Source organism: Pseudomonas sp. ok272, from assembly GCF_900109995.1.
Classification (GTDB): domain Bacteria; phylum Pseudomonadota; class Gammaproteobacteria; order Pseudomonadales; family Pseudomonadaceae; genus Aquipseudomonas.
The window spans coordinates 23,566-43,238 of sequence record NZ_FOCB01000004.1 but is presented as its reverse complement, the minus strand read 5'-3'; the positions used below and the strand labels follow the sequence as shown (position 1 = coordinate 43,238).

Genomic DNA, 19,673 nt, shown 5'->3' with positions numbered 1-19,673 from the left:
GCAGATTGATGATGACCGTTGCACCGTCGAGCAGCGACCGAACTTTAGGCGGCGAAGTAATCGACGGCTGCCTGTAAAGCGCCGCCAAGGCGTAGGGGGTTTCTGTTTATGTTGTTTTGGTGTGTTTGTACTTGAATGGCCCGAAGCGTTAATTATTATACGTCTGGCCTGCCAAATAATAAGCGTGGCAGAGGTATTGTTGATAACCACTTTGATATGCAGCTAAAGGAATGAAGATGATTAACGCTATGGATGGAGTTCGCGGCGAAGTGAAAGAGTACACCTGGGGTCAGTTGTGGTGGGATGGTACGAAACAGTTCAATAACGGGGCGCTGCAATACGCCGACGGCACCCTGGAGTTTGACGGTTTAACGTTCTATCCCGATGGCCTGGTCATTGATGCAACGGGCCAGCGGGTTGGCCTGCTGGAACAACAGGGCGCAGAGCTGGATGTGACAGACGCTGATGAGACCGAGGTCGAAGGCGGTCTATCGTCGGTAGGCGCGGGTAACGAGCAGGTTGAACTCGAAGGTGTGGCGGATGGCGCAACACAAGAAGTTCTGGATGAAAGCGCCAAAGCCACTCCAGAAGAGGTGGATGATGTTGAGTCGTTTCCTGACGCTGAAGTGGGCGAGCGATAGTTGATCGTGCTGTAACTCATCGGTTTAAAAGGCCGCCGTACTTTTAGAGTACGGCGGCCTTCTTAGTTATTGGCCTTGAGGCATCTCACCGTTGGCCAGGCGCTTGTTGATGTCGGCGATGACTTCGGGCAAATCGGTGATGGTGTCGATCAGGTAGTGCGGGCGCGAGCCTTCGAACAGCGCGTGGATCCGCTTGCGTTCGCTGGCCAGTGTGTCGCTGGCCAGGGCGCGATAACCGGCATAGGTCAGGCCCAGGGCGTTGCCGGAGCAGACCAGCGCCACGGTCCACATGCCCGCGCGGCGACCTTCGAGGATGCCCGGCACGGTGTCGTCGATCTTCACGCAGGCGGCGACGTCGTCGATGCCCAGGGCAATCACGTTGGCCAGGGCCTGGGCCGGCCATGGGCGGCCGTTCGGGACTTCGTCGGTGGCGACCACATGGTCGGCCACGTAGCCGTTGGTGGCGGCCAGTTCCACGACTTTGTCCATGACCTGCTTGGGATAGCCGGAGCACGAACCAATCTTGATCCCTTGCTGGCGCAGCTGGGCGATCGTGTCCAGGGCGCCCGGAATCAATGCCGAATGCTCGGCGATCTTCTCGATTTGCAGTGGCATGAAGCGTTGGTAGATGGCGGTCACGTCGTCATCGGTGGGGGTGCGGCCGAAAACCTTGCGATAGCGCTCGGCCACTTGCGGTTGATCGCACAGGGTGCGGATGTGGTCCCACTTGCCCATGCCCATCGGTCCACGGGCTTCTTCGATGGAGACCTGGACGTCGAACTCGGCGAAGGCCTCGACAAAGATCTGGGTCGGCGCGAACGAGCCGAAATCGACCACGGTGCCGGCCCAGTCGAGGATGGCGGCTTGCAGCTTGCTTGGGTGGGTGTAGTTCATGGTGATTAGAATCCTGTGGCAACTGGTTAATAAAGGGAGCTGCTTTGGGTGGAAGTGGTGGGGTGGTTCAGATCTCGAGCACTTCCATTTCCAGCAGTGCCTCGGCGATGGCGGTCACTGCGGCTTTCATCTCGGCCTGGTTGACGTGGCCGATGCAGCCGACGCGGAAGGTTTCGACCTGGGTCAACTTGCCGGGATAGAGAATGAAACCCTTGGCCTTGACCCGCTCGTAGAACGCCTTGAACGCATAGCGAGGGTCCTTCGGCGCGTGGAAGGTGATGATGATCGGTGCCTGGATGTTCGCAGGCAGGAAGCTACGCAAGCCCAGCTTAGCCATCTCATCGAGCAGGGTCTGGCAGTTGTTGGCGTAACGCTGGTGCCGAGCGGGCAAACCACCTTCTTCGTTGTACTGCAGCAAGGCTTCGTGCAGGGCGGCGACCACGTGTGTCGGCGGGGTGAAACGCCATTGACCGGTCTTGGCCATGTAGGCGTGCTGGTCGAACAGGTCCATCGCCAGGGAGTGCGAGTTGCCGGCGGCGTTGGCCAGGGACGTCTTGTTGGCAAAGACGAAGCCCATCCCGGGCACACCTTCCAGGCACTTGCCGCTGGCGGCGATCAGGGCGTCGAAAGGCACCTGTTGGGCGTCGATCGGCAAGGCCCCGAAGGAACTCATGGCATCGATGATCAAGCGCTTGCCATGGCGGGCAATGACCTGGGCGATCTCAGGCAGCGGATTGAGGATGCCGGTGCTGGTTTCGCAGTGGATCAGCGCCACGTGGGTGAGGCTGCTGTCGGCCTGTAGCAAGCGGTCGACGTCGGCAGCGGTCGTCGGTTCGTCTTCAGCGGTTTCGAAGGTGCTGTACGAGCGCCCCAGTACCTCGCAGATTTTTGCCAGGCGCTTGCCGTAGGCGCCATTGATCAGCACCAGGACCTTGCCGTCGCGTGGCACCAGGGTGCCGATGGCCGCTTCGACGGCGAAGGTGCCGCTGCCCTGCAACGGTACGCAATGATGGCTGTCGGCACCGTTGATGATGGCCAGCAGTTGCTCGCAGAGGCTGGCGGTCAACTGATTGAAGCGCTCATCCCATGAACCCCAATCGACCATCATCGCCTGACGGGTGCGGGCCGATGTGGTCAGTGGGCCGGGGGTGAGCAGGATGGGTTCGGCAGTACTCATTCTCGTGTCCTCGCAATCGATGGGATGAAGCTACGGGGCATAAATTGCAATTTGATGTGCTATCAATCAAATTGTTTGTTGTTATTCCAGCCATCAGTGAGAGTTATTCATGAACTTGTTCCAGCTCCGTGCGTTCGATGCCGTGGCCCGCGAAGGCAGCTTCACCCGGGCCGCCGCCCGCTTGTTTATCAGCCAGCCGGCGGTGACCGGGCACATCAAGGCGCTGGAGGAGCACTATCAGATCACCCTGTTGCGGCGTACGGCGCGCCGGGTCGAACTGACGGAGGAGGGCACCAAGCTGGCGGCCATCACCCGGGCGATGTTTGGCCTGGCCGAAGAGGCGCAGGTGATGCTCGAAGCCAATCGGCAATTGCTCACGGGGCGCCTGGAGGTGGCGGCGGACGGCCCGCACATGGTCATGCCGATGCTCGCCAGCCTGCGGGCGCGCTACCCGGGGATCACCGTCAACCTGCGGTTGGGCAATGCCCAGGAAACCCTGGCGGCGCTGTTGTCCGAGCACGCTGACGTGGCGGTGCTCACCGGTGTGGAACCGCGCAAGGGCCTGCACCTGCAAGCGTTGAGCGAATCGCGGATCTGCGCGCTGGTGCCGGCGGGGCACCCGTGGTCAGCGTTGTCGCAAGGGGTTGAGTTGCAGCAACTGGATCACGTGATCATGGTGCTGCGCGAGCCCAGTTCGATTACCCGCCGCACCTTCGATGATGCCTGCGCTCACGCCAAGGTGCATCCACGGGTGCTGTTGGAGCTGGACAGCCGCGAGGCCGTGACCGAGGCGGTCGCGGCCGAGTTGGGGGTGGGCGTGGTGTCGTCGGTGGAAGTCAGCCCCGATCCTCGGGTGCGGGCGGTGCCGATCATGGGTGAAGGGCTGGTGAACCGGCACATGATTGGCTGCTTGGAGCGGCGCCGGGATTTGCGCTTGATCCAGGCATTTCTGGCCCTGGCCCCGCGCTGACAGAGCGTGGTGCGGCCTTCGCGAGCAGGGGACTTGAGGTGTTCATCCATCGTGCATCCACCGCAAAACCGTGGGAGCGAGCCTGCTCGCGAAGGAGCCCGGCCCACCTACTCAAGACTCTCGCGCACCATCTGCAGAAACGTCGCCACCACCCGCCGTGAACTTTGCTCGCGCAGGCACACCAGGGTCTCGGTCAGGCGGCGGGTGCAGTCGATAATCGGCAGCGCACAGACCCGCGAGTCGGCACCGAACTCGGCGGCTGACACCACCCCCACGCCAATCCCCACCACCGCTTCACGTGCCGCCTCGCGGCCTTCGACCTGGATCGCCGGGCGGATGCGTAAACCGGCGCGGGCCATTTCTTCTTCCAGCGTCTGGCGGGTCACCGAACCTACTTCGCGCAGCACCAACGGCGTGTCATCCAGGTCCGCGAGGGAGATCGACTCGCGCTCGGCCCACGGATGGCTGCGGGCGACGAAGGCGACCATGGGGTCGTTGCGCAAGGGTAACGACAGCAGGCGCTCATCATTGACATCACGGCCCAGTAGCGCCAGGTCCGCCTGATAGTTGAACAGGCGAAACAGCGATTCATCGGTGTTGCCGGTTTCGATCTTGACGCGGATGCCGGGGTAACGCTCACAGAACCGAGCGATCTGCGGCAGCACGTGCACCGGGGCATCGACGGCCAGGATCAGGGTGCCGGTCTGCAACGCCTGCGAGTCCTGCAGCAACTCGTGGGCCTGGGCCTCGATCACGAACAGGCGCTGGGTGATGCTCAGCAGGCGCTCGCCCAGGTCGGTCAGGCGCACCGAGCGTTTGTTGCGGTGAAACAGCAACACGCCAAAACGCTCTTCGAGCTTGCGCACTTGGTCGGAAATCGCCGGCTGCGTCAGGAACAAGCGTTCGGCGGCTTTGGTAAAGCTGCCATGCACGGCCACGGCGTGGAACGCTTTGAGTTGGGAGTGAGAGACCGACATCGAATTACCTCTTACAAGCTAGGCTTATATTTGAAATACGATAAATCGATTTCACTTATTAATCAGTAATTGTTTCTATCGCCGCAACCCCGCTGACCGTTCGGTCGAACGGCAGCCGTGGCCATGATCCTGGTGCGCAAGGAAATCTCGAGATAGGGATGGAACAGGACTCATCTGACCGGTAACGCCTTTGAAAATCGGCGTTATTGCAGTGCTCAACAATAAAAACACAGGCGTCTTTGTTAAAGAATTCTGCCGGCACACTCACACCCTGAGGTCAGAACCACAATGAATAAGCATATCGGCACCATCAAGCGTTGGCGCGTGCAAATCTTCGCCATCACCTGGCTGGCCTACGCGGCCTTCTACTTCACCCGTAAAGCGTTTTCCGTCGCCAAACTGGGGATCGCCGAAGACCCCACCTTCCACCTCGACAAGATGGCGATGGCCAACCTCGACGCGATCTACCTGGCCGCCTATGCCGTCGGCCAATTCACCTGGGGCATCCTTGCCGACCGTTTCGGGCCCCGGGTGGTGGTGCTGGGCGGGCTGGTGATTTCAGCGGCGGCGGCGCTGGTCATGGGTAACTTCGCCACGTTACCGATCTTTGCCACGTGCATGCTGATCCAAGGCCTGGCGCAGTCCACCGGGTGGTCGGGGCTGTGCAAGAACATCGGTAGTTTTTATCCGGCCGAGCAACGCGGCCGGGTGCTGGGGTTGTGGAGTTCGTGCTACGCCTTCGGTGGCCTGGTGGCGTCGCCCTTTGCCGGTTGGTGGGCCTACACGCTGATCGGCACCTGGCACGCCGCGTTTGTTTCCAGCGCCGCCGTGGTGGCGGTGGTGGCGGTGCTGTTCTTTATCTTTCAGCGCAACAAGCCGGAAGATGTCGGCTTGCCAGCGGTGGAGCCCGAGCCGGAACTCTCCGCCGAGGAGACCGAGGCGCAACGGCGCGTCAGCGTGTGGGAGCCGCTGCGCGAGATCATGCGCAACCGTACGGTGTTGGTGCTGGGCCTGGCGTACTTCATGTTGAAACCGGCGCGCTACGCGATTCTGTTGTGGGGGCCGGTCATCGTTTTCGAACAGATGCCATCGGTGGGCAAGGTCGGTGCCGCGATCATCCCCACGGCGTTCGAATTGGCGGGGCTGTTGGGGCCGATCATGATTGGCCTGGCTTCCGACAAACTGTTCGGTGCGCGGCGCATGCCTGCCTGTGTCTTGAGCCTGCTGGCCTTGACCGTTTCCCTGGCGTTGTTCATGGGCGCCCTGCAGACCGGCAGTGTGTTGCTGGTGGTGCTGCTGTTGTTTGTCATGGGCCTGACCCTGTACGGGCCGGACTCGATGATCAGCGGCGCGGCGGCGATTGATTTCGGCACCGCCAAGGCCGGCGCGACGGCGGCAGGTTTCGTCAACGGCTGCGGCTCGGTCGGGGCGATCCTGGGGGGCTTGTTGCCGGGCTACTTTGACACCGTGACGGTGTTCATCGTCTTCGCCGGCTGCGCGATGTTCTCGGCCCTGGTGCTGATTCCGCACTGGAACAGCCGCCCGGCCGGCCTCAAACCCTACTGCGCGTTCGTGCCCAATTCACCCATGGCGATCAAGCCGCTGCGCACCTGACCCGCTTTCCCAACAGACCCCGTTGACGCCCATCCTGTGGGCGCCAGCGGGGCCGTGGTTTGTTTAAATGGAGATTGGCCCATGAGACCCTTTTGGCTTGCCCAGGCGTTGGACGCCGAGACGTGTGAACCTTGCGAACCCCTGGCCGGTGACACCGATGCCGACGTGTGCATTGTCGGCGGTGGCTACACCGGTTTGTGGACGGCGATCATGCTCAAGGAGCAAAACCCGGCGCTGGATGTGGTGCTGATCGAGGCTGACATCTGTGGTGCCGGCGCCAGCGGGCGCAATGGCGGCTGCGCGTTATCGTGGTCGGCCAAGTACTTCACGCTGGAGCGCTTGTTCGGGGTTGAAGAAGCCGTGCGCCTGGTCAAGGAGTCGGAGCAGAGCATCTATGCCATCGGTGCCTTCTGTGAGCGGTACGCGGTGGAGGCTGACTATCGGCTCGACGGCACGCTCTACACTGCCACCAACCGTGCGCAGTGCGGTGCTACCGACGGTGTCATTGCGGCACTGGAACGCAACGGCATCAACTCGTTCAGCAAGCGCCCGGTGGCCGACGTGCAGCGCATGGCCGGTTCCAGCAAACACCTTGAAGGCTGGTTTTCCCCGGCCGCCGCCAGTGTCCAGCCCGCCAAGCTGGTGCGTGGCCTGCGTCGGGTCGCGCTGCAGTTGGGCGTGCGCATCCACGAGAACACCGCCATGACCGGCCTGGAGGAAGGCCGGCCGGCGGTGATCCAAACCCCCGGTGGACGGATTCGCGCGGCCAACGTGGTGCTGGGCATGAACGCCTGGATGGCCCGCGCCTTTAGCCAGTTCGAGCGCAGTGTGGCGATTGTCTCCAGCGACATGCTGATCACCGAACCGCGTCCGGAGTTGCTCGCGTCCATCGGTCTGACGAGCGGCGTGACGGTGCTCGACTCGCGGATTTTCGTGCACTACTACCACAACACCCCGGACGGTCGAATCATGCTCGGTAAGGGCGGGAACACCTTCGCCTATGGCGGGCGCATGTCGCCGGTGTTTGATCAGCCGTCGCCTTATGCGCAGTTGCTGCATAAAAGCCTCGCGGAGTTTTTCCCGGCGTTCGCCCAGGTGCCGGTCGAGGCGACGTGGAATGGCCCCTCGGATCGCTCGGTGACCGGCTTGCCGTTCTTCGGCCAGATGGCGGCCAGCGGCAATGTGTTTTATGGCTTCGGTTACTCCGGCAGCGGGGTGGGCCCTTGTCACATGGGGGGGCAGATCCTCTCATCGATGGTGCTGGGGCTGGACAATCCCTGGACGCGTTCGCCGCTGGTCAATGGGCCGCTGGGTTACTTCCCGCCGGAGCCGATCCGCTACCTGGGCTCATTGATGGTACGCAATGCGATCCGGCGCAAGGAACGCGCCGAGGACCATGGCCGCCGGCCCCGCCACCTGGATGTGCGCCTGGCGAAGTTCGCCGCGGCGGCGGGCAAGGCAGACAAGGGCTGATCCGGACTCACCGTGGGATGCCCGGATGATTGATCAGCCAGTCGAACAGCAGGTGGTTGTCGTCGGTTCGATGGTGATGGCTGGCGCACAGGGCACTGTCGATGAACGCCAGGCGCTGTTCGCTGCTCCAGTGTTGCTGGAAGTAGTCGGCCAGTGCCACACATTGCTTGGGGTACATCAGGTAGAGCTGTTCGGGCGTGCGGGCGTACTCGCGGGCCAGTTGTTGTTTCTGTGCCATGGTCAGCGCCAGTTCTCCCGATGCCAGGCTGGTGCCATCCATCACCACATCCTTGTGGCTCAGGGCCCCCAAGTCCTTGAGGCCGGGGCGGGGCATGCGCACGATGTACCAGCGGGTATCGCCCAGGCGCCCATGGGTGGCCGGAGGCTGTTCAAACAAATGGATCTTGCCGCTCCAAGGGCTGGGTGGCGGGTGCTGCTCATCGACCGTCTCTTCGTGCTCAGGGGCTCGATTGCCGGGGGCGGTGACTGGCGCGAGCATTGGCCCGGTCAAGGTGATGCTTGCCGCACTGAGTGTCAGCAGATTGCCATTGGCACTCAGGCTCAATGACGGATGGGCTGGGCGGGTGGCGATGTCGTGCGGCGTTGCGGGCGCAGAACTGGCGCACAGTACGGGGCGGTCGGGATCGCCGTCGAGAAAGCTGAGCAGCACCTCACTCCCGGCCAAGGGCAGCGGCAGGTGGTCGCCGGTGCGATGGGCGACGGGCAGGTGAACGCTTTCTGCTTCCGGGTTGTCGGGCTGCGACCATAGGGTGATCTCAATCCGCCCCTGGGCATCCGGTGATGGCCCCACGATATGTCCGAGCTGTTGGCCGCTGATGCATGGTTTGTCATGCTCAAGCGCGGGGCGAAATTCGGTTGACCAGGGAATGGCGCTGAAGGCGTTGTGGTACCCCTCCGGCGCAAGGTAGTGGTGTTGGACCTCGCAGACGAGCCATTGGTCGTTGAGGCTGGCAATCGGGTGTCCGCACACCTGCACGATTTCCCCGCTGCGTAGTTGCGGTTCGGTACTGGCGCCACAGACCACCTGTTGCCGGCAACGCAGGCGCTCCAGTTCGCGGCGGGTAAGTTGGTCTTGGTACCGTTGCGTTGGAAGGGGTCGCCCCAGCGCCGGTTGGGGGTCTGCTGAGGCGTGGTTGGCCGCGTGTTCAACCGGGGAGGGACAAGGTTGGCTGCGACTCTGCGCCTGCCATCGGGGGCGTGGTCCGGGCAGTGGCTGGCGGTGGTGCAGCGACAGTTGGCGGATCACCGGCTGCCCGGCGTGCGGCACGGCGAGATGATAGAACGTCGCCAGGGCCGGCTGGGCAAAGCTGGCGCTGTCCTCGGCAAACACCAGGACATGGCGTTCGTGCTGGTGGACGAAGCGATAGTGGATGCCTTCTTCCTCGCACAGCCGTTGCAGCAGGTGCAGGTCGCTCTCATCGTATTGGACGCACAGTTCGCGGGGCGGGTATTCACCGTGAGGCAACTCGAAACGGTAGCTGTCAGGCGGTAGCCGGTGTTCGCACAGCAAGCGACGCAACAGCTGGGGCACGCTCAGTTGGCGCCATATTCGGCGTCGGACGGTGCGCTCCAGGGCGAGCAGGTGCGGCACGAGCGTCAGGCGATAGCCGACCTGCTGCGTATCGTCATGGCACAGGCTGGCGCTGTGGATAATGCCGTGCATGCCACCATGGTCGCCCAGGTTGAGGAACGCAGGCTGGCGCAACCAGTGTTCGGGGTTGAGTGCGGGAAACGGGCCGCAGACCTCGATGTCGACTCGAAACAGCTGGTTGAGGGCTTCTTGGCCGCTGAACTGGCGGACGGCAAAGCTCAAGGCGGGCTGGGTGAGTGTCAGGGTGAAGGGGCTTTCCTGATGGTTATGCATCGAACACGCTTCTACCATGAAGTTCGGAGCACAGAGGTTACGCAGCACCGGTGGTTGATCGTCACCCCCAAACCGGCTTTTCAGAATCGTCCTACAACGGCTTGTGAGGATGTCGATCACTCACTGCATTTTTTGGTCGATTGCCCACTTTTTGCCGTATAAACTTGCGCAAAGCGCCGGCCAATAGATGTCTCGGCGTCACAGATCAAGAGGGTGAGTAATGGGCGCACAGTGGAAGGTTAAACACAAAGAAGCGGCATCCAATGCCAAGGGCAAGATCTTCGGCAAACTGGTGAAGGAAATCACCATTGCTGCACGCAACGGCGCTGATATTGCGACCAACGCCCACCTGCGCCTGGTGGTGGAGCAGGCGAAGAAAGCGTCGATGCCCCGTGAAACCCTGGAGCGTGCGATCAAGAAAGGTTCGGGCCAACTGGGTGAGACCGTTCAGTATCACCGCGTGACCTACGAAGGTTTCGCCCCGCACCAGGTGCCGCTGATCGTTGAATGCGTGACCGACAACATCAACCGCACCGTGGCGGAAATCCGCGTGGCATTCCGTAAGGGCCAGTTGGGCGCCTCGGGCTCCGTGGCCTGGGATTTCGATCACGTTGGCTTGATCGAGGCGTCCCCGGACACCCCGGATGCCGATCCGGAAATGGCCGCCATCGAAGCTGGCGCCCAGGATTTTGAGCCGGGCGAAGAGGGCGCCACCCTGTTCATCACCGAAGCCACCGATCTGGACGCGGTACAAAAAGCCTTGCCGGGGCAGGGTTTCACCGTGCTGTCGGCGAAACTGGGCTACAAGCCGAAGAACCCGGTCAGTGGCTTGAGCGACGCGCAGATGGAAGAAGTCGAGGCCTTCCTTGAAGGCCTGGATAACCACGATGACGTGCAGGACATGTTCGTCGGGCTGGCGGGCTGATTCGACAGCGACTGTCGTCGTCCCAGGCGTAGCACGCGGGCATCGCAACGATGTCCGCGTGCGTTCAGGCCTCGCCTAATGCGCGTGCAATGTCGTTGAACCCCGGCCGCCCCAGCACATCCGGTTGGCAGCAATGGCGCTGCAACGTGAGCAAGCGCTCACGACGCTCGTCGTTCAGGCCTGATTCGATCCGCTCCAACAACTCCCCCAGCAGTATCCCGAAGGCGCGCACTTCGATGCGTTGCAGTGCGCGGGTTTCCATGGTGTCGGCGGTGGCATGGAACGACGCGGCGCCAAAATCCCCCAGCAAGCATTCACCGTGCTCGTTCCACAGCGTGTTGTGGCCGTAGAGGTCGCCGTGGGTAATGCCCTGCTCATGCAGGTGGGCGGCGGCGGCAGCAATGCCGCTGGCGATCGCCAGTGCCACGGCGGCGCTGAACCGGGTGTCTGCGTGGTACACATCGCGACTGCATGAGTCCAGGCTCGGCAGCGCTGCCAGGTTGCGAAACTGCGGCTCGATCAACTGCATCACCAGCCCGGCCTGGCCTTGGGGATGGTCGACGATCCGCCCCAGTACCCGGATCAGGTTGGGGTGGGTGCCGGCGGTGATGCAGGCGTTCATTTCATGCAGTGGCGAACCATCGCTGGTCATGTGTCCTTTGTAGAGCTTCACCGCGACCTTTCGCGCAGGCGATGAGGGTTGTTCCCACAAGGCTTGGTGTATCACCCCGGACGCACCTTCCCCTAACTGTTGCTGGAGCTGCAACTGCGACCAGGCGATGGTCGGTGTGGCTTCAAGCGCGCTGGCGTCGGCTTCGGTTTCCAGCGGGTTGCCGGCGTACGCCAGCCAGGCCAGCCCGGGTAGCGTCAACAGCCATTGCGGCAGCTCGGTCAGGCGGTTGGCGGCGATGCGCAGCAGTTCCAGGCGATGGCATTGGCTCAGGCTGGCGGGCAGTTGGGTCAGTTGATTGCCGGCGAGCATCAGCTTTTGCAGGTGCGGGCGTTCGCCCAGTTCGCTCGGCAACTCGCTGATGCAGTTGTCCGTCAGGATCAGCCAGCGCAAGAGCGGCGGCAGGGCGCGTGCCGGGACACGTTCCAGGCCGTTGGACTTGAAGCCGATCATCGTCAGTTGCCGGCATTGGCCCAGGCTCGGCGGCAGTTCCTTGAACTGATTGTCCGAGCAGAACAGCACCCGCAGGCGGGTCAGGCGATGCAGGTCATGCGGCAGGCTGCTCAAGGCGTTGCCGCTGAGGTTGAGCACCTCCAGGGTGTCCGCCAGGGTGAAGATTTCCTCTGGGAACTGGGTCAACCCGCAGGACAGATCCAGGCGTTTAAGCCCGGCCAGCTCGCCGGCTCGCAGTTGTGCAAGGGTATGCATGAACAGATCCAACCAATGAGAAGAGAGCAGCGAGCTGCCGGAAAAAGCCGCCGCCATGATACCGGCAAAACCGGGCGGGCCGACATGAAGACGTACCCTGGATTGTCGTTGACGCTCGAGCCTTCAACGTCAACCTGACGATCTACACTGAGCAAACCACGTTATCGGCGGGTGGATGGTGCGCCCTGGCTTGACCCTTTCCACAGGCCCCTGGGCCCGGAGTTTTCATGGCTGATCCTTTACCCTCTGGAAAATCACCCCTGAGCGCTACCCAACTGATGCTGCGCCTGGCCGGGATTGGTGGGGTGGTTGCCGCGGCGGCGGGGGCTTTTGCCTACGTCCAGGGCACGTTCGACCCACATCGCCTGACCCCCAAGGCGCTGGTCAACGTTCTGGAAAAGAACAACGGGGTTTACCCGGGCTTTCGCCGCAATCACGCCAAGGGAGTCTGTGTGATCGGTTACTTCGAAAGCAGCGCCGAGGTGCGCCCGTATTCCAGCGCCCAAGTCTTCAGTGCCGCAAGGACGCCGGTGGTGGGGCGTTTTGCATTGCCCAGTGGCAACCCCTACGCGGCGGACACCAGCGTGCCGATCCGCAGCCTGGCGCTGCGCTTCAAACAGGCCAACGGCCAGCAGTGGCGCACCGGTATGAACAGCATGCCAGTGTTCCCGGTGGGCACGCCCGAGGCGTTCTATCAGTTGCAGCAGGCGCAGTCGCCGGCCCCGGCCACTGGCAAGCCCAACCCGGTGAGCGTATCGGCATTTTTCGCCGCGCACCCGGAAACGCTGCCGTTCCTGCAATGGGTCAAGACCGCCAAACCGTCGGCCAGCTATGCGACCGAGCACTACAACAGCATCAATGCGTTTTATTTGGTGAACGCCGCGGGTCAGCGCCAGGCGGTGCGTTGGGGCGTGGTGCCGGTGGACGCCAGCGATGCCGTCGCCGGTCTGCCGGACAGTACGGACTTCCTGGAAAAGGACCTGCTCCAGCGGTTGCAGGCCGGGCCGTTGCGTTGGCAGATGAACATCATCCTGGCCGGCCCCGCGGATCCGATCAACGATGCCAGCAAGCAATGGCAGGGTGAGCACACGGTGCTCAATGCCGGGACCCTGGTGCTGGAGCGTGCTCAAGCGCAGAACAGCGGCGAATGCCGTGACATCAACTACGACCCGCTGATTCTGCCAAGCGGTATCGAAGGCTCCAACGATCCGTTACTGGCGGCGCGCTCGGCGGCCTACGCCAGTTCCTACCTGCGCCGTACCAGCGAAGTGGGTCAACTGCCCGCGGCCAAACAGGAGTCGCCACAATGAGCGTCCCATCGAAGCACTTTGCACCCCTGGCTCGCCTGTTGCACTGGCTGATGGCGCTGATGATCATCGCGATGTTGTTTATTGGCGTGGGCATGGTCGCCTCGGTTTCTGAGCGCCATGCGTGGTTGATCCATCTGCACAAGCCCCTGGGCATCGCGATTCTGCTGCTGGTGATGGTCCGCCTGTTCGTGCGCTTCTCGTCCCGTCAACCGCCGCTGCCGGTGGATTTGCCAGGCTGGCAGGTGCTGGCGGCCAAGGCGTCCCATGTGTTGTTGTATGCCTTGATGCTGACGTTGCCGTTACTGGGATGGGCAATGATCTCGGCGGCAGGCGACCCGGTGATGCTCGGCAGTGCGCTGCAACTGCCGTCGATCGTTCCGGCCAATGCCGCGTTGTTTGCCTTCCTGCGCAAGGCCCATGGCTACCTGGCGTACCTGCTGTTTCTCACCGTGCTGCTGCATCTGGCGGCGGCGTTGTTTCATGGTTGGGTGCGGCGCGATGGGGTGTTGCAGAGCATGTTGTTTGGCAAGGATCACTGATTGGGCAGGGCGTTGCCGCGTCCGACGGTAGTGCCTATCAGGAGTACGTGCTGACCGAGAAGGGCAAGGGGCTGCTCCCCCTGGGGGCGAGGCGTTCTTCTTCGAGGTAGGGAGGCACATTCACGGGTGGTCGACCGTGCGACGGGGCAGCCCATCAGGCCGTTGGAACTGCGTTCGCAGGACGGGCGTTTGCTGGGGCCAGAGGATTGTCGGCGCATTCCAGCCGCGCAATGAACAATGGCTGCAACCCGGTCAGAGGTGCAGCCATTGGGAGGATCAACGCAGGGTGTCGACCATATCCGCGACGGTCGACAACACATCCTTGCCCAGTTTCATCGAGCGCTTGCCGGACCAGCCGGTGATTGGGTTCGGTGCGTCGTTGTTGTCCTTGAACGGCATCTCCAGGGTCAGTGACAGGCAGTCGAACTTTTCGCCGACGCTGTTGCAGGCCAGGGTCATGTTGGCTTGCCCTGGCGCGTCACGGGTGTAGCCGTGGGTCGTCTGGAAGTCGCGGGTCTTGTGTTTCAGGTGATTGCGGAAATGTGCTTCGAGTTTTTCGATCCGCGCCGTGTAGCCCGGGTTGCCTTCGCAGCCTGCGGTGAACACGTAGGGGATTTCTTCGTCGCCGTGGATATCCAGGAACAGGTCGACGCCGTACGTTTCCATCTGCTGCTGGACGAACAGGACTTCCGGGCTGATCTCCTGGCTGGCGCTTTGCCAGGCGCGGTTCAGGTCCTGGCCCATGGCATTGGTGCGCAGGTGACCGTGGAAGGCGCCGTCCGGGTTCATGTTGGGCACCAGGTACAGGTCGGCGCTGGCCAGCAGCGCGTTCAACTCGGCGTCGTCATGCTGTTGCAGGCGTTCGATGATGCCTTCCATGAACCACTCGGCCATGTGTTCGCCAGGATGCTGCTGGGCAATGATCCAGACCTTGCGCTGGCCTTCGGCGCCACTGCCTTTGCGCAGCAACTGAATATCGCGACCTTCGACGCTTTTGCCGGTGGCCAGCAACTCCGTGCCAGCCTTGCTCAGGGCCTGTTCGATCAGCCAGTCATGACGAGCGCGGCTGTAGGGTTCGAAGTAGGCGAACCAGGCGTGAGTCTCCGCGGCCTCCAGGCTGAAACGCAGGCAGTCGCCCTCAAAGATGGTCGGCACACGGAACCAGTTGACATGATCATAGGACGCGACGGCCTGGTAGCCGTCCCAGGCCTTGTTGTAGGAGGATTTGCTGGCGTTGCTGAGGCGAAACCAATGTTCCTGACCCACATGCAGCCCACTGGCCTTGAAGTGGAACCACTGAAAGTGTTGGCTACGGGTATCGGGCTTGATGGCCAACAAGGCCTGCAACGGGTTGCTGAGGTCCAGCACCTCAATGTTGCCGCTGTCGAAATTGGCAGAGATATCAAAGGAGCGTTGAGCCACGGTCATAGTCTGTTCCTGAATATGATTTTATGGCGCTACTTTACACACAAGGGTGGGGGGAAATGGAGGGCAATTTGCGGGGGGCAGTCGAAGGGGGGCGTCCTCCTTGACGCGGTAGCAGCTTAGTGGTTTTGAGATTGATTCTCAAGCGCTATTTTTCGATGGCGTGACACTACGTAACCGTTGCGTTGCAAAAAGATGCCATTTTGATATCATTCGCCTATCGAATTCAGCAGCACCCCTCTTCATTAGCCTGAAGACCAAGCCAGAATAACTGGCAAAAAAAAGACCCGGCAAAAAGCCGGGTCAAAAACCGTGATTAGCCTGATGAGGAGATATTCCAAGAGTCCGACCTAAGGTCTCTTGGTCTATCACTGATCTCGCGACCAGTGCTTGCAATAATAATCATTATCATTTGCAAGTCAAACGTTTTTATCTCTCCGATAAGAAAATACTTCCCTGCTACGTTGCCAACACCACGGGTTCACTCGAACCCTGGCGCTCCCTTCGATGTTCACTCAAGCGTTTTGATCCCTGTCCAGGGACCCGTCCACCATGGTCTTGGCCATATCGATCATGTGCACCACCGATAAAGCCAGATCACGGCTGGTACCGAGTCGGTTGTTCGCTGACTCATAGGCTGTTGCGGCTGCACAGCGCAGCAAGTCCGACGCATGAACCAGGGCTTCTTCCCGGCTGATGTTAGGGTTGATCTCGAAAAAAGCTGCTTCGATGTCGAGCGCTGAAACACTTGGTTTCAAGTAATAGTCCAGCGCGCGCTGAGCGGCTGCACAGCCTTCGGGCGAGGTGAAGTCAGTGTCGGGTTCCTGCTCGGGTGCGTTTTTGCGAGTGATGTCCATGGTGGCTAGGGCTCCGTGGGTAGGGCGAGGGGGTCAGTCAAAGATTAGTACCATTTGTAGTTATGACGAGTCGTTTAATACTACAATATGTGTATTGAGGGTCTATCCCCGCGAAGTATCGTTCCGCCCCATGGATAAATGGATTGAGTTGGTCAAAGCCAAGATGCGTGAGCTCAAGCTCACTCAGGAAAAGCTCGCAGAGCGCCTCGCAATGTCCCAAGGGGGCGTCGGTCATTGGCTGAACAAGCGTCGCCAGCCGAGCCTGGAGGACATGAACCGGGTGCTTCAGGAGCTGGGGTTGGGCTTTCTCGAAGTCGCCCTGGTGATCAGGGAGCCGGAGGCCGCGCAGGGTACGGCTGAAGCGAGTGACTACCAGGCCGCTCTTGCGCACACATACAACCCGTACTTCCGCTACCCGGTGGGGGAATGGCGGGGCGTGGGCCAGGTTCGCGATGGCGAGCCACTCGCCTATGGCACGCAGCGTTATGAAACCAGCGACTATCACGCCCAGGGCTCGGCATTCTGGTTGGTGGTGGTGGGCGATGCGATGACGGCCCCCAGCGGTATCAGCATTGCGCAAGACATGCTGATCCTGGTTGACCCGGCCGTGGAGGCGGTACCGGGCAAGCTGGTGATCGCTCAGTGGGCCGAGAGTGCCGAAGCGACATTTCGCAAGTTGATCGAAGAGGGAGGGCAGCGATACCTCGTACCGCTGAACCCGACTTACCCGAAAGCCTTGCTCACCGACGAATGTCGGATCATTGGCGTTGTGGTGCAGGCAACGGCCAAGTTCTAGTCAGACCGGTCCTACCTCTTAGGACCGGTCTTTTTTGTCCGCGCGGACTATTCCAGTTCCACCAGTGCGCTCCCTTCGTTGACCATCTCGCCTTCCTGGCAATACAGCGCCTTGATCGTGCCCGCGTGAGGCGCACGAATGCTGTGCTCCATTTTCATCGCTTCCAGGACCACCAACTGTGCCCCGGCTTCGACCACCTGGCCGGGTATCACCAACACCCGGACGATGCTTCCATTCATCGGCGCGCTCAGCCCACCTTGAGGGTGCTGGCTGGCCTCGACGGCGGCAATCGGGTCGTAGCGCTTGATGCAGCGCAGTTCACCTTGCCAGTGCAGATAGAGACTGTGGTCTTGGCGGATCGCACGAAGTTGACGGCGCAGGCCGTGGTGCTCGACCAGCAACTGCTCACCGTTGAGTTGGGTGTTACGGGTGTCGGTGGCTGTCAGGGTGATCGCGCGGTCTTGCCCCTCGCAACTCAAGTGCTGCGTCGTTTCAGCGGGCAGCCCGGCGCGGAACCCGTTGCCCATTGCCCATGGCGACCCGGGGTCGTCACGGCGCACGGTGGGTTTCTGGCTGAGCGCAAGCGCCTGGGCGGCGACGTTCCAGAACTCATCGCTGAGTTCTGTGGGCGCCGGCAGCAATTGCTCGTGGTGGCGTGGGATAAATCCGGTATCCAGTTCAGCCGCAGCGAACGCCGGATGAGCGACGATTCTGCGCAGAAACCCGATGTTGGTCTTCAATCCGCCAATGGCGAACTCATCCAGCATGCTCAGCAGCCGCAGTCGTGCCTGCTCACGGTCCTCGCCCCAGGCAATCAGCTTGCCGAGCATCGGATCGTAGAACGGCGAGATTTCGTCACCTTCCTCGACGCCACTGTCCACCCGGCGCCCGGGACCCGCAGCGGACTCGCGGTACAGCGCCAGGTGACCGGTAGCGGGCAGGAAGTCATTGCCCGGGTCCTCCGCGTACAGGCGTACTTCGATGGCGTGCCCGATCAGCGGCACCTGCGCCTGGGTCATTGGCAGCGGCTCACCTTGGGCGACGCGAATCTGCCAGGCCACCAGGTCGAGGCCGGTGATGGCTTCGGTGACCGGGTGTTCGACTTGCAGGCGGGTGTTCATTTCCATGAAGAAGAACTCGCCGCGTGAATCCAGGAGAAACTCCACGGTGCCTGCACCCACATAGCCAATGGCTTGCGCGGCACGCACGGCGGCCTCGCCCATGGCCTTGCGTGATTCGGGGCTCAAGCCGGGGGCGGGGGCCTCCTCGACGACTTTCTGGTGCCGGCGCTGAATCGAGCAGTCACGTTCGTTGAGGTACAGGCAGTGGCCATGCTGGTCGGCGAACACCTGGATTTCCACGTGGCGTGGCTTGAGCAGGTACTTCTCCACCAGCATGCGTGAGTCGCCGAACGACGACAGGGCTTCACGCTGCGCAGACGCCAGGGCCTCTGCCAGTTGGCTGATGTCCTCGACCACTTTCATGCCCTTACCGCCACCTCCCGCGGTGGCCTTGAGCAGCACCGGGTAACCGATGCGTTCGGCGGCATCACGGAAGGTCTCCAGGTCCTGGGCTTCGCCGTGGTAACCCGGCACCAACGGCACGCCTGCGGTTTCCATCAAGGCCTTGGCCGCGGATTTGCTGCCCATCGCGTCGATGGCCGACGCCGGCGGGCCGAGGAAAATCAGGCCGGCCGCTTCAATGGCCCGGGCAAAACCGGCATTCTCCGAGAGAAAGCCATAGCCCGGGTGAATGGCCTGGGCGCCGCTGGCCTTGGCGGCCGCCAGCAACTTGTCGATTTGCAGGTAGCTGTCAGCGGCCTTGCTACCCCCCAGGTCGACGCGGATATCGGCTTCGCGACTGTGCCGGGCCTCGCGATCAGTGGCGCTGTGCACGGCCACGGTGGTCAGGCCCAGCGCTTTGGCGGTGCGCATCACCCGGCAGGCGATTTCGCCACGGTTGGCCACCAGCAGGGTAGTGAGAACAGGTGCGCTCATCAACGCGGCTCCTTGGGGGTGGATTCGGCCTGCCAGCTTGGTGGACGCTTGTGTAGGAACGCACGCAAGCCTTCCTGGCCTTCCGGGCTGACACGAATGCGGGCAATGGCGTTTTCGCAGTAGCGACGCAGCGCCGGGTTCAGCGTGCCGCTGCCGACTTCACGCAGTAGCTCCTTGCTTGAGCGCATGGCGTGCGGGCTGTTGAGCAGCAGGTTGTTGATCCAGCGTTCGACCTGGGCCTCCAGTTCATCGGCCGCAAAGCTCTCGCTGAGCAGACCGAGTGCCTGGGCGCGTTGGCCGCTGAAGCGTTCGGCGGTCAACGCATAGCGCCGTGCCGCGCGCTCGCCAATGGCTTGTACGACGAAGGGGCTGATCACCGCTGGCGCCAGGCCGATGCGCACTTCCGACAGGCAAAACTGGGCGTCATCGCTGCCAATCGCCATGTCGCAGCAACTGACCAGGCCTACGGCGCCACCGAACGCCGCACCTTGGACCACGGCCAGGGTGGGGATCTTCAACTTGGCCAGGTTGTACATCAGTTCCGCCAGCTCGCGGGCGTCGTCGAGGTTGGTGTGGTAGTCGAGTTCGGCCGATTGCTGCATCCAGGCCAAGTCCGCGCCGGCGCTGAAGTGCTTGCCACGCCCGCGCAGCAGCAGGAAGCGCAGGCTGGCGTCGGCTTGCACCTTGTCGAGGGCGAGGATCAGCTCGCGAATCATTTCGGCATTGAAAGCGTTGTTCTTGTCTTGGCGATTGAGCCACAACGTGGCGAATCCACGGGGATCGACCAGCAGTTCCAGGGTATTGAAGTCGTTCAT

The 19,673-nt window shown here is 62.0% G+C and carries 17 protein-coding genes and 1 pseudogene; 9 read left to right on the top strand and 9 right to left on the bottom strand.

What is annotated here, in order from left to right; translation table 11 throughout:
- Nucleotides 1-236: 236 nt before the first annotated feature.
- Nucleotides 237-641 (top strand): hypothetical protein, encoded by a 405-nt coding sequence (locus BMW74_RS08025; RefSeq protein ID WP_093416276.1) that lies wholly within the window; start codon nt 237-239, stop codon nt 639-641.
- Nucleotides 642-707: 66 nt separating this feature from the next.
- Here the strand turns inward: BMW74_RS08025 and phnX are convergent, their stop codons facing one another.
- The gene (gene phnX, locus BMW74_RS08020) at nt 708-1,535 is read right to left on the bottom strand and encodes a phosphonoacetaldehyde hydrolase (protein WP_093416272.1); all 828 of its coding nucleotides are present in this window, start codon (nt 1,533-1,535) and stop codon (nt 708-710) included.
- 67 nt (nt 1,536-1,602) lie between these two features.
- A complete protein-coding gene (locus tag BMW74_RS08015; RefSeq protein ID WP_093416267.1) occupies nt 1,603-2,712 on the bottom strand; it encodes a 2-aminoethylphosphonate--pyruvate transaminase in 1,110 nt (369 codons plus the stop codon).
- A 109-nt stretch (nt 2,713-2,821) separates the two neighbouring features.
- Here BMW74_RS08015 and BMW74_RS08010 point away from each other — a divergent pair, with 109 nt between their 5' ends.
- A complete protein-coding gene (locus BMW74_RS08010; protein WP_093416262.1) occupies nt 2,822-3,682 on the top strand; it encodes a LysR substrate-binding domain-containing protein in 861 nt (286 codons plus the stop codon).
- A gap of 107 nt (nt 3,683-3,789) precedes the next feature.
- Here BMW74_RS08010 and BMW74_RS08005 read toward each other — a convergent pair whose 3' ends face one another.
- Nucleotides 3,790-4,659 (bottom strand): LysR family transcriptional regulator, encoded by an 870-nt coding sequence (locus BMW74_RS08005; RefSeq protein WP_093416257.1) that lies wholly within the window; start codon nt 4,657-4,659, stop codon nt 3,790-3,792.
- Between the two features lie 288 nt (nt 4,660-4,947).
- Here BMW74_RS08005 and BMW74_RS08000 point away from each other — a divergent pair, with 288 nt between their 5' ends.
- A complete protein-coding gene (locus BMW74_RS08000) occupies nt 4,948-6,273 on the top strand; it encodes an MFS transporter (RefSeq protein ID WP_093416252.1) in 1,326 nt (441 codons plus the stop codon).
- An 81-nt stretch (nt 6,274-6,354) separates the two neighbouring features.
- Nucleotides 6,355-7,746, top strand: coding sequence for an FAD-dependent oxidoreductase (locus BMW74_RS07995; protein ID WP_093416248.1), 1,392 nt, complete (start codon nt 6,355-6,357; stop codon nt 7,744-7,746).
- Between the two features lie 7 nt (nt 7,747-7,753).
- Here BMW74_RS07995 and BMW74_RS07990 read toward each other — a convergent pair whose 3' ends face one another.
- Entirely contained in the window at nt 7,754-9,631 is a 1,878-nt protein-coding gene (locus BMW74_RS07990) for a type VI secretion system Vgr family protein (RefSeq protein WP_175479174.1), read from the bottom strand.
- A gap of 220 nt (nt 9,632-9,851) precedes the next feature.
- On the opposite strand from BMW74_RS07990, the gene BMW74_RS07985 reads away from it, so the two are divergent.
- Complete coding sequence (locus BMW74_RS07985) at nt 9,852-10,556, top strand: YebC/PmpR family DNA-binding transcriptional regulator (RefSeq protein WP_093416239.1); 705 nt, start codon at nt 9,852-9,854, stop codon at nt 10,554-10,556.
- 64 nt (nt 10,557-10,620) lie between these two features.
- On the opposite strand, the gene BMW74_RS07980 is transcribed toward BMW74_RS07985, so the two are convergent.
- On the bottom strand, nt 10,621-11,934 hold the full coding sequence (locus tag BMW74_RS07980) for a leucine-rich repeat-containing protein kinase family protein (RefSeq protein WP_093416235.1): 1,314 nt from the start codon (nt 11,932-11,934) through the stop codon (nt 10,621-10,623).
- A 227-nt stretch (nt 11,935-12,161) separates the two neighbouring features.
- Between BMW74_RS07980 and BMW74_RS07975 the strand changes: the two genes are divergently transcribed.
- The 3 genes and pseudogenes from BMW74_RS07975 to BMW74_RS25455 all read left to right on the top strand — a co-directional run.
- The gene (locus tag BMW74_RS07975) at nt 12,162-13,244 is read left to right on the top strand and encodes a catalase family peroxidase (RefSeq protein WP_093416230.1); all 1,083 of its coding nucleotides are present in this window, start codon (nt 12,162-12,164) and stop codon (nt 13,242-13,244) included.
- Nucleotides 13,241-13,783, top strand: coding sequence for a cytochrome b (locus BMW74_RS07970; RefSeq protein ID WP_093416226.1), 543 nt, complete (start codon nt 13,241-13,243; stop codon nt 13,781-13,783). Before BMW74_RS07975 ends, BMW74_RS07970 begins: the two co-directional genes overlap by 4 nt.
- Nucleotides 13,784-13,794: 11 nt before the next feature.
- Nucleotides 13,795-14,017 (top strand): annotated as a pseudogene (locus tag BMW74_RS25455) (transcriptional regulator); the annotation flags it as partial.
- A 42-nt stretch (nt 14,018-14,059) separates the two neighbouring features.
- Here the strand turns inward: BMW74_RS25455 and BMW74_RS07960 are convergent.
- Nucleotides 14,060-15,211, bottom strand: a complete 1,152-nt coding sequence (locus BMW74_RS07960; RefSeq protein ID WP_093416223.1) for a M14 family metallopeptidase — start codon at nt 15,209-15,211, stop codon at nt 14,060-14,062.
- Nucleotides 15,212-15,723: 512 nt separating this feature from the next.
- The gene (locus BMW74_RS07955; RefSeq protein WP_093416220.1) at nt 15,724-16,065 is read right to left on the bottom strand and encodes a DUF6124 family protein; all 342 of its coding nucleotides are present in this window, start codon (nt 16,063-16,065) and stop codon (nt 15,724-15,726) included.
- Nucleotides 16,066-16,195: 130 nt separating this feature from the next.
- On the opposite strand from BMW74_RS07955, the gene BMW74_RS07950 reads away from it, so the two are divergent.
- Nucleotides 16,196-16,861: a LexA family protein gene (locus BMW74_RS07950; protein ID WP_093416216.1), complete on the top strand. Its 666-nt coding sequence runs from the start codon at nt 16,196-16,198 to the stop codon at nt 16,859-16,861.
- A 47-nt stretch (nt 16,862-16,908) separates the two neighbouring features.
- On the opposite strand, the gene BMW74_RS07945 is transcribed toward BMW74_RS07950, so the two are convergent.
- Both BMW74_RS07945 and BMW74_RS07940 read right to left on the bottom strand, forming a co-directional pair.
- A complete protein-coding gene (locus tag BMW74_RS07945) occupies nt 16,909-18,858 on the bottom strand; it encodes an acetyl/propionyl/methylcrotonyl-CoA carboxylase subunit alpha (protein WP_093416211.1) in 1,950 nt (649 codons plus the stop codon).
- A complete protein-coding gene (locus BMW74_RS07940; protein WP_093416206.1) occupies nt 18,858-19,673 on the bottom strand; it encodes a gamma-carboxygeranoyl-CoA hydratase in 816 nt (271 codons plus the stop codon). Before BMW74_RS07940 ends, BMW74_RS07945 begins: the two co-directional genes overlap by 1 nt.

Excerpts from the sequence above, each read along its gene's own strand:
- BMW74_RS08010 (WP_093416262.1), top strand. The coding sequence starts at position 2,822 with ATGAACTTGTTCCAGCTCCGTGCGTTCGATGCCGTGGCCCGCGAAGGC.
- BMW74_RS07970 (WP_093416226.1), top strand. The coding sequence starts at position 13,241 with ATGAGCGTCCCATCGAAGCACTTTGCACCCCTGGCTCGCCTGTTGCAC.
- BMW74_RS07960 (WP_093416223.1), bottom strand. The coding sequence starts at position 15,211 with ATGACCGTGGCTCAACGCTCCTTTGATATCTCTGCCAATTTCGACAGC.
- BMW74_RS08025 (WP_093416276.1), top strand. The coding sequence starts at position 237 with ATGATTAACGCTATGGATGGAGTTCGCGGCGAAGTGAAAGAGTACACC.
- BMW74_RS08005 (WP_093416257.1), bottom strand. The coding sequence starts at position 4,659 with ATGTCGGTCTCTCACTCCCAACTCAAAGCGTTCCACGCCGTGGCCGTG.
- BMW74_RS07985 (WP_093416239.1), top strand. The coding sequence starts at position 9,852 with ATGGGCGCACAGTGGAAGGTTAAACACAAAGAAGCGGCATCCAATGCC.
- BMW74_RS07940 (WP_093416206.1), bottom strand. The coding sequence starts at position 19,673 with ATGAACGACTTCAATACCCTGGAACTGCTGGTCGATCCCCGTGGATTC.
- phnX (WP_093416272.1), bottom strand. The coding sequence starts at position 1,535 with ATGAACTACACCCACCCAAGCAAGCTGCAAGCCGCCATCCTCGACTGG.
- BMW74_RS07955 (WP_093416220.1), bottom strand. The coding sequence starts at position 16,065 with ATGGACATCACTCGCAAAAACGCACCCGAGCAGGAACCCGACACTGAC.
- BMW74_RS08000 (WP_093416252.1), top strand. The coding sequence starts at position 4,948 with ATGAATAAGCATATCGGCACCATCAAGCGTTGGCGCGTGCAAATCTTC.
- BMW74_RS07980 (WP_093416235.1), bottom strand. The coding sequence starts at position 11,934 with ATGCATACCCTTGCACAACTGCGAGCCGGCGAGCTGGCCGGGCTTAAA.
- BMW74_RS07945 (WP_093416211.1), bottom strand. The coding sequence starts at position 18,858 with ATGAGCGCACCTGTTCTCACTACCCTGCTGGTGGCCAACCGTGGCGAA.
- BMW74_RS07990 (WP_175479174.1), bottom strand. The coding sequence starts at position 9,631 with ATGCATAACCATCAGGAAAGCCCCTTCACCCTGACACTCACCCAGCCC.
- BMW74_RS08015 (WP_093416267.1), bottom strand. The coding sequence starts at position 2,712 with ATGAGTACTGCCGAACCCATCCTGCTCACCCCCGGCCCACTGACCACA.
- BMW74_RS07975 (WP_093416230.1), top strand. The coding sequence starts at position 12,162 with ATGGCTGATCCTTTACCCTCTGGAAAATCACCCCTGAGCGCTACCCAA.
- BMW74_RS07995 (WP_093416248.1), top strand. The coding sequence starts at position 6,355 with ATGAGACCCTTTTGGCTTGCCCAGGCGTTGGACGCCGAGACGTGTGAA.
- BMW74_RS07950 (WP_093416216.1), top strand. The coding sequence starts at position 16,196 with ATGGATAAATGGATTGAGTTGGTCAAAGCCAAGATGCGTGAGCTCAAG.